The organism is Pseudidiomarina sp. WS423 (assembly GCF_050750165.1).
In the GTDB taxonomy this organism is placed as follows: domain Bacteria; phylum Pseudomonadota; class Gammaproteobacteria; order Enterobacterales; family Alteromonadaceae; genus Pseudidiomarina; species Pseudidiomarina fusca.
Genome location: NZ_JBOJLN010000051.1, coordinates 1 through 634 on the forward strand (window position 1 = coordinate 1; position 634 = coordinate 634).

Below are 634 nucleotides of genomic sequence, written 5' to 3' on the forward strand. Positions count from 1 at the left end.
TCGCCCGTGTGCTTTGCGTTAGAGCTCATCATGAATCTGTTCGATCTGCGTAATCCATTTGTAGCTCTTATTGTGTTGGGGAGCTTAATAATCCTGATTTATTCTTCTTGGGGGATATATGCTGTCTCTGAGAGGAGTAGGCAGTTTGATCAATTTGAGCAGTATCGCGCTCATTGGCAGTCATTGAATCTCAAAAACTATGCTTATGTTATTGAAGAAGGCTGCATGTTGAGCTCTACGACTTCAGCTACAGTCCAAAAAGGAGAGCACATTTTCGAGCAGTTCGAAAAGCAACATTTTGGCGGTAAAGCAACGATTGCTTATTTGTTTGAACAGACGGAGCAAGCTATCAAGGAAGCACACCAATTGGAGTTGAGATATAACAGCGATTACGGATTTCCAGAGGAAATACGTGTCGATTGGTCCAAAGATATTATTGATGACGAGTGTTCTTATCGGGTCACGGAGTTTAAACAAAATGAGCTCTAACAAACGCCATCAAAAACGCGCCCGTTGGGCGCTCGACTCGCAACAAGTTGCTCGCGTGTGTGGCGGGCGTTATAAGGCAATGCAATGTGGAAGCATGTAATAACATCAAGTATTCAAGCCGCCTTTGTGGGGGCTGTTCTACTTA

Annotated in this window: 1 protein-coding gene; it reads left to right on the forward strand. The window is 44.0% G+C overall.

The annotated features are described in order from the left end of the window. Positions 1-489: DUF6174 domain-containing protein (locus ACQ661_RS12715; protein ID WP_431668589.1), on the forward strand; the 489-nt coding region annotated here is incomplete at its 5' end. Positions 490-634 lie beyond the last annotated feature (145 nt).